Source organism: Burkholderia sp. Tr-862 (assembly GCF_011753085.1).
GTDB lineage: Bacteria > Pseudomonadota > Gammaproteobacteria > Burkholderiales > Burkholderiaceae > Burkholderia > Burkholderia ambifaria.
In genome coordinates this window covers 1-7,576 of the sequence record NZ_VWWG01000239.1, presented here as the reverse complement: position 1 = coordinate 7,576, position 7,576 = coordinate 1, and the positions used below count along the sequence as shown (strand labels likewise).

General features: G+C 68.8%; 7 protein-coding genes and 1 pseudogene. 4 read left to right on the top strand and 4 right to left on the bottom strand.

All coding sequences use genetic code 11. The features are described from left to right. The 3 genes from bcsA to F3J14_RS32435 form a co-directional block, all read left to right on the top strand. A partial coding sequence (gene bcsA / locus F3J14_RS32445) for a UDP-forming cellulose synthase catalytic subunit (protein WP_247682334.1) occupies positions 1 to 2,121 on the top strand: 2,121 nt, incomplete at its 5' end. A gap of 27 nt (positions 2,122 to 2,148) precedes the next feature. Then, positions 2,149 to 3,702 carry a cellulose biosynthesis protein BcsG gene (gene bcsG / locus F3J14_RS32440; protein WP_166726395.1) on the top strand — a complete coding sequence of 518 codons (1,554 nt, stop codon included), beginning with the start codon at positions 2,149 to 2,151 and terminating at the stop codon, positions 3,700 to 3,702. After that, positions 3,684 to 3,881 (top strand): hypothetical protein, encoded by a 198-nt coding sequence (locus F3J14_RS32435; RefSeq protein ID WP_006761544.1) that lies wholly within the window; start codon positions 3,684 to 3,686, stop codon positions 3,879 to 3,881. The genes bcsG and F3J14_RS32435 overlap by 19 nt, the downstream gene beginning before the upstream one ends. A gap of 60 nt (positions 3,882 to 3,941) precedes the next feature. Here the strand turns inward: F3J14_RS32435 and F3J14_RS32430 are convergent, their stop codons facing one another. From F3J14_RS32430 to F3J14_RS32415, 4 genes are read right to left on the bottom strand one after another with little or no spacing between them, the layout of a single operon-like run. After that, positions 3,942 to 4,826, bottom strand: coding sequence for a pirin family protein (locus F3J14_RS32430; RefSeq protein WP_166726394.1), 885 nt, complete (start codon positions 4,824 to 4,826; stop codon positions 3,942 to 3,944). Positions 4,827 to 4,850: 24 nt separating this feature from the next. Further along, entirely contained in the window at positions 4,851 to 5,243 is a 393-nt protein-coding gene (locus F3J14_RS32425; RefSeq protein ID WP_165751244.1) for an OsmC family protein, read from the bottom strand. Between the two features lie 49 nt (positions 5,244 to 5,292). Further along, positions 5,293 to 6,873 (bottom strand): sodium:proton antiporter, encoded by a 1,581-nt coding sequence (locus F3J14_RS32420; RefSeq protein ID WP_166726393.1) that lies wholly within the window; start codon positions 6,871 to 6,873, stop codon positions 5,293 to 5,295. A gap of 25 nt (positions 6,874 to 6,898) precedes the next feature. Continuing rightward, entirely contained in the window at positions 6,899 to 7,159 is a 261-nt protein-coding gene (locus F3J14_RS32415; protein ID WP_006755534.1) for a XapX domain-containing protein, read from the bottom strand. A 275-nt stretch (positions 7,160 to 7,434) separates the two neighbouring features. Here F3J14_RS32415 and F3J14_RS32410 point away from each other — a divergent pair. Then, positions 7,435 to 7,576 (top strand): annotated as a pseudogene (locus tag F3J14_RS32410) (hydrolase); the annotation flags it as partial.

The window sequence follows — 7,576 nt, the reverse complement described above, 5'->3', positions numbered from 1 at the left end:
CGCGCCGCGTTCATCGCGGTGATGGGCGGCAAGCAGGTCGCGCTGCTGTCGCCGACCACGCTGCTCGCCGAGCAGCACACGCAGACCTTCGTCGACCGCTTCGCGGACTGGCCGGTGCGCATCGTCGCGGTGCTGGCGCTCGCGCTGCGCCGCCTGCCGGGCCATCTTCCGACCCTCGCGCTCGCATCGCTCGCACTGCTCGCCACGCTCCGCTACGTGTGGTGGCGCACGACCCAGACGCTCGATTTCCGCAGCCCGATCGAGGCGGTCGCCGGGTACCTGCTGTACGGCGCCGAAGCCTATACGTGGATGATCCTGCTGCTCGGCTTCGTGCAGACCGCGTGGCCGCTCGACCGGCCGATCGTGCCGCTGCCCGACGACCCGGACAGCTGGCCGAGCGTCGACATCTACATCCCGACCTACAACGAGCCGCTGTCGGTCGTGAAGCCGACCGTGTTCGCCGCGCAGAGCATCGACTGGCCGACCGGAAAGCTGCGCGTGTACCTGCTCGACGACGGCAAGCGCCCCGAGTTCGCGGCGTTCGCGCGGGAGGCCGGCATCGGCTACCTGACGCGCGACGACAACCTTCACGCGAAGGCCGGCAACATCAACCGCGCGCTGCCGAAGACGCAAGGCGAATACATCGCGATCTTCGACTGCGATCACGTGCCGACGCGCTCGTTCCTGCAGACCACGATGGGCGTGTTCCTGCGCGACCCGAAATGCGCGCTGGTGCAGACGCCGCATCATTTCTTCTCGCCCGATCCGTTCGAGCGCAACCTCGGCACGTTCCGCGAGATCCCGAACGAGGGCAACCTGTTCTACGGGCTCGTGCAGTCGGGCAACGACCTGTGGAACGCGACGTTCTTCTGCGGGTCGTGCGCGGTGCTCAAACGCACCGCGCTGGAGGAGGTGGGCGGCGTCGCGGTCGAGACCGTGACCGAGGACGCGCACACCGCGCTCAAGCTGCATCGCCGTGGCTACACGTCGGCGTACCTGCCGACCGTGCAGGCAGCGGGCCTCGCGACCGAGAGCCTCGCGGGCCACGTGAAGCAGCGCACGCGCTGGGCGCGCGGGATGGCGCAGATCTTCCGCATCGACAACCCGTTCCTCGGGCGCGGGCTCGGCTTCATCCAGCGGATCTGCTACGGCAACGCGATGCTGCATTTCTTCTACGGGATCCCGCGGCTCGTGTTCCTGACGATTCCGCTCGCGTACCTGTTCTTCCACCTGTACTTCATCAACGCGTCGTCGATCGCGCTCGCGAGCTACGTGATCCCGTACCTGGTGCTCGCGAACGTCGCGAACTCGCGGATGCAGGGGCGCTATCGCCATTCGTTCTGGGCCGAGGTCTACGAATCGGTGCTCGCGTGGTACATCGCGCTGCCGACCACCGTCGCGTTCTTCAGCCCGAAGCACGGCAAGTTCAACGTGACCGACAAGGGCGGCAAGATCGACGAAGGTTACGTCGACTGGTCGACGTCAAAGCCGTACCTCGTGCTGTTCGCGCTGAACGTGCTCGCGATCGCGGCCGGGCTGTGGCGGCTCGTGGCCGACCAGGGCGACGAGGCGTCGACGATCCTGATCACGCTCGGCTGGACCGTCTACAACCTCGCGATGCTGGGCGCGGCGCTGGCGGTTGCGCGCGAGACCAAGCAGGTGCGCGTCACGCACCGGATCGCGATGCGCGTGCCGGCGACGCTGCTGCTCGCCGACGGCTCGACGGCCGCGTGCTTCACGAGCGACTACTCGACCGGCGGCCTCGGCCTCGAAGCGGTGCCGGGGCTGCCGCTCGCGATCGGCGACACGCTGACGGTGTGCGTGACGCGCGGCGACCGGCCGTTCCCGTTCCCGGTGCGCGTGAGCCGCGTGACGCCGACCCACGTCGGCGTGAGCTTCGAGGCGCTGACGCTCGAGCAGGAGCGCCAGCTCGTGCAGTGCACGTTCGGCCGCGCGGACGCGTGGCTCGACTGGCACGCGAGCACGCGCACGGACACGCCGCTGCGCGGGTTGAAGGAAGTGCTGCGCGTGGGCCTGGACGGTTACGTACGGATGTGGAAGGGTGTGGCGCGCGGCGTGCAGTCGATGCTGGCACCGAAGCTCGATCGGGCGCGCGACTGACGCGGCGCCTATCACGGAGTGGTTTAGATGACGTTCTGGAATCTGTATTTCATCCTGAAATTCGCGCTGTTCGCGACCGGCCACCTGCAGCCGATGTGGCTCGCGAACCTCGCGTTCGCGCTGGCGCTCGCGGCGAGCGCGCCGATCCGGCAGCGCGGATGGCACATCGTGCGGCTGCTCGTCGCGATCGCGATCGCGGTGCCGCTGCTCGCACGCGAACTGCATGCGCCGCCGCTCGCGCGCCTCGCCGAAGCCGCGCGCGAGGTCAGCACGTTCCGCCTCGAATACTGGATGGAGCTGTTGCCGCGCCTGTTGCCGCCGGTACTGATGCTGACGGTGGTGGGCGCGCTGATAGTCTATTTCATCGTCAACCGATGGGTGCGCGTCGCGACCTTCGTGCTCGCCGTGCTGATCGTGATGCCGCTGTGGCAGGCAGGCAGCGGGCTGATGGCGCGCGTCGTCGCGCCGCTGCCGCAGCAGGCCAGCGCGACGGGCGGGCGCTCCGACCAGCCCGAGGATCACAACGCGGCACTCGCGACGTTCCGCACGCAGGAGTCGCAGCGGCAGGTCGCGTTCGGCCATCTCCCGAGCGATCCGTCCGCGCAGTTCGACGTGATCGTGCTGCACATCTGCTCGCTGTCGTGGGACGATCTCGATGCGGCGAAGGTGCGCAACCACCCGATGCTGAGTCACTTCGACTACCTGTTCAACAACTTCAGCACGGCCGCGAGCTACAGCGGCCCGGCCGCGATCCGCGTGCTGCGCGCGAGCTGCGGGCAGGAAGCGCACGCGGACCTGTACAAGAGCGCGCCGCAGCAGTGCTACCTGTTCTCGCAGCTCGCGTCCGCCGGCTACACGGTGCAGTCGCTGCTGAACCACGACGGCCATTTCGACAACTTCCTGCAGGTCATTCACGACAACATCGGCGTGCCCGACGCGCCGATGATCCCGAACGCGGCCGCGCCGGTCGCGATGCATGCGTTCGACGGCACGGCGATCAAGGACGACTACGGCACGCTCGCGAACTGGTACGCGCAGCGCGCGTCGGTGCCGGGCCCGGTCGCGCTGTACTACAACACGATCAGCCTGCACGACGGCAACCGCGTGGTGGGCAGCCCGCTCACCAGCATCGATTCGTATCCGCAGCGCGCGACCAAGCTGATGAGCGACTTCGACCGGCTCGCCGATCTGATCGCGCAGTCGGGCCGGCGCGCGGTGATCGTGTTCGTGCCCGAGCACGGCGCCGCGCTGCGCGGCGACAAGAACCAGGTGGCCGGCCTGCGCGAGATTCCGACGCCGCGCATCGTCCACGGGCCGGTCGGCGTGCGGCTCGTTGGCTTCGCCGGCAATCACGGCCAGACGACCGTGATCGACCAGCCGACGAGCTTCCTCGCGCTCGCGCAACTGCTGTCGAACCTCGTGTCGAACAGCCCGTTCAAGCCCGGCGCGTCGCTCGCGCAATACGCGGCCGACCTGCCGCGCACGCGGATGGTCGGCGAGAACGAAGGCACGGTGACGATGCAGACGAGCGCGGGCTACGCGGTCAAGACTCCGGATGGCGTATGGATCGACGAACAGTAATCAACATCGGCGAAGGTGACGACGATCGCCTGTCGCAGCCGAACGACGTGCTCGGCCTCGCGCGGCACCTGCCCGCGCTGGACCCGGCCCGTTATGTCGACGAGCAGGCGCGGCGCGCGTTCGTCGAGTCGCTCGATCGCTGGCCGGTGCTCGCGAAGCTGATGGGATTGAAGCGGTGAGCGCACGGCAGCCGGCGTGAATGCCGGCCGCCGTGTGTGGATGGATCGACCGGTGCCGGCTTACTGCGCCTTGCGCGCCGGCTGGCGCGTCCACTCGTTTTCCTCGCCCGGCACCTTGCCGAAGGTCTGCTCGGCCCACGCGTTGCGGGCCGCCTCGATCTTCGCGCGCTCGCTCGACACGAAATTCCATTCGATGAACCGCTCGCCCGGCAGGTGCGCCCCGCCGAGCAGCATCACGCGCGCGCCGTTCGCGCTCGCGAGCGACACGTTCGCGCCGGGTTCGAGCACGGCCATCGTCGCCGGCGCGAGCGGCGTGCCGTCGATCGTGAGGTCGCCGTCGACGAGATATACGCCGCGCTCGTCGTGTTCCGCGTCGAGCGCGAGCTGCCCGTCCGCCGCGAATTCCGCATACGCATAGAGCGTCGGCGAGAACACGGCGACCGGCGACGTGAGCCCGAACGCGGTGCCCGCGATCACGCGCACGCTCGCGCCGTCGCGCGTGAACGACGGCAGCGTGTCGGCCGCGTGATGCACGAACGCGGGCGCCGTATCCTCGTGCTCGACCGGCAGCGCGACCCAGGTCTGGATCCCGTGCACGGGTTGCTCGAGCGGCCGGTCCTCGTCGGGCGAACGCTCCGAGTGGACGATGCCACGTCCGGCCGTCATCCAGTTCACGTCGCCGGGCACGATCTTCTGCCGGAAGCCGAGGCTGTCGTGATGCATCAGCGTGCCATCGAACAGGTAGGTGACGGTCGCGAGGCCGATGTGCGGATGCGGCAGCACGTCGATGCCGCTGCCGGCCGGCAGCACGGCCGGCCCCATTTCGTCGAAGAAGATGAACGGGCCGACGAGGCGCGCGGCACGCGCGGGCAGCACGCGGCGCACGACGAGGTTGCCGATGTCGCTCTCGCGCGGCGTGAGTACGGTCTTGATCGATGCGGACATGGTGAGACTCTCGTGTTCGGTGGGTCAGGCAATCGCCGTGTCGATCGTGATCGGGTGCGTGAGGATCTTGTGCACCGGGCATGCATTCGCGATCTGCAGCAGGCGCTCGCGCTGCTCGTCCGACAGGTCGCCGTCGAGCGTGATGCGGCGCACGATCGTGCTGCCCGCGCTGCCCGATTCGTGCGCGAGCTTCACGTGCACTTCGGCGAGCGGCCAGCCCTTGCGTTGCGCATACATCTTAAGCGTGATCGCGGTGCATGCGCCGAGGCTCGACAGCAGCAGCGCGACGGGCGTCGGCGCGGCGTCGCCGCCGCCGAGCGCTGCCGGCTCGTCGGCGCGCCATTGATGAACGCCGTCGGTGAAATGGACCAGGTAATCGACCGAGCCGATGCTCGCTTCGACGGACAGTTCGCTCATTGCAATTCCAAGTGGGGAAAGGGGAGGCGGGCCGGCAGCCGGCCCGGCATTACGGTTCGAGCAGACGCTGCAGCCGCAGTTCCTCGAAATCCAGCTCCGATTCTATGCGGTGCAGCACCGCGTCGTCGACCCGCCCGTCGCGGTGCAGGTCGAGCAGCGCGTCGCGCGACACGCCCACCAACTCGAGCTCGACGCGCAGCATCCGCGCGCGCACGCCCACCGGTTCCGCGCCGTCGCGGTGCGCGCGTTCGTTGAACGCGACGCGGCTGCGATATTCGGTCAGCAGCCGGTCGAGCGATGCGCGTTCGAGGCCCGAGCCGCGCTGCTCGCGTGCGTCGAGCTCGGCGAGCGCCGCGCCGAACGTATGCGCGCGCACCGCGTGCTCGGACATCGTGTGCCGCGCGGCCGGGCGCAGCTTCAGCACGCGGATCAGCGGCGCGAGCGTGCCGCCCTGCACGACCAGCGTCGCGATGATCAGCAGGAACGTGCTGAACAGGATCAGGTCGCGGCCGGGGAAATCGCTCGGCAGCGCGATCGCGGCCGCGAGGCTCACGACGCCGCGCATGCCGGACCAGCCGAGCACGACGGCCTCGCGCCACGACCACGGCGGATGGCCCGCGCGCCGTGCGCGCAGACGGCCCGGCAGCCACATCACGACGAACACCCACACGACACGCGCGGCGATCGCGGCGGCCGTCGCCGGCAGCGCGACGCGCAGGCCGGCCATCAGCACCGCGCCTTCGTGGTTCACGCGTGCGAGGATCGCGTGCAGCGCGAGGCCGATCAGGATGAACACGAGCGCGTCGAGCACGAACACGATCGCTTCCCAGGTCGCCTTCGCCTTGATCCGCATGTCGGCGTCGAACACGCGATGCTGGCGCACGCCGAGCACGAGGCCGCAGGTCACGACCGACAGCACGCCGGAGCCGTGCACGGCTTCCGCGATCCCGTAGCCGCCCCACGCCATCGCGAAGGTCACGACGATCCCGAGCATCGGCTCGCGCAGGCGCGGCAGCACCCAGCACATCGCATGGCCGCACGCGAGGCCGACCGCGATGCCGATCAGCGTGAGCGAGAAGAACAGGCCGGTGGCGCTCGCGGTCGTGATGGTGACCGCGAGCGCGGCCGACACGGCCATCTGATACAGCAGCAGGCCCGACGCATCGTTGACGAGGCTTTCGCCTTCGAGCACCGCGACGAGCCGCGCGGGCAGCGGGTGACGCTGCAGGATCGCGTTCGCGGCGACCGCATCGGGCGGCGACACGATCGCGCCGAGCGTGAAGCACGCGGCCCACGGCAACGCCGGATTGGCCGCATGCACGGCGAGCGCGACCGCCACCGTCGTGAACACCACCGCGCCGAGCGCGAGCGATGCGATCGACGCGAGCTCTTGCCGGAATTCCTTCCACGCGGTGTAGAAGCCGCTCGACATCAGGAGCGGCGGCAGCACGGCCGCGAGCAGCAGCGCCGGGTCCATGTCGGGCACGCGCTTGCCGGCAACGGCCACGACGCAGCCGCCGAGCAGCAGCACGACGGCCGGTGGAATCGAGATCCGTTCGGCGAGCCACGTGAGCGCGCCCGCGCCGCAGATCAACAGCAGCAGGTAATGGAACAGCTCGACGTTGCTCATGCGCGGTGCGTGCGGGAAGCGTGCATCAGGACGGCGTGCGTTCGTTCGTGCTGCCGCCCGGCAGCGGACCGAACATGTGCTGGCCGCACTTCGCGTCGCGCCATGCGGCGTTCAGCCGATGGCCGGCGAGCATGCGCCGCGCGACGGGCAGGATCTGTTCGCCGGCCAGCATGCCGAGCAGGCCGGTGAGCGCGATGATCGGCGGCGCGGGCGAGTTCACGCCGATCGCGCCGTAGATGACGCCGGCAAGGATGCCGGCGAGCAGCGAGAAGACATACGGTTTCATGGTGGGGCGTCCGGTGATGGCCGAGCGGCGCCGCAACGGCGCCGTCAAAGTTTTGAAAGCGTAGCGGGTTTGCGTGAAGAAAAAAAGAGCGAGGGGCCCTGAACGCACGTCGTTTCCGGAATCGCATCGATTCCGTTTCTTGGGTGGTCACGCTGAGCGTTTGCGGATTAAATACGTCGCGCCGGATCACGATCCGGCGTGATGCATTTCCGGCTCCTCCCGTTCTCACGGCCGAGGCAGGCCTCCCTTTTTTCGTTCACAGGACTCCATGCGCCATGAGCAACCCGAAACTTGAAGTTCTCACCCCCCAGAACAGCCAGCTGATCTTCATCGACCAGCAGCCGCAAATGGCGTTCGGCGTGCAGTCGATCGATCGCCAGGTGCTGAAGAACAACGTCGTGGGCCTGGCGAAGGCCG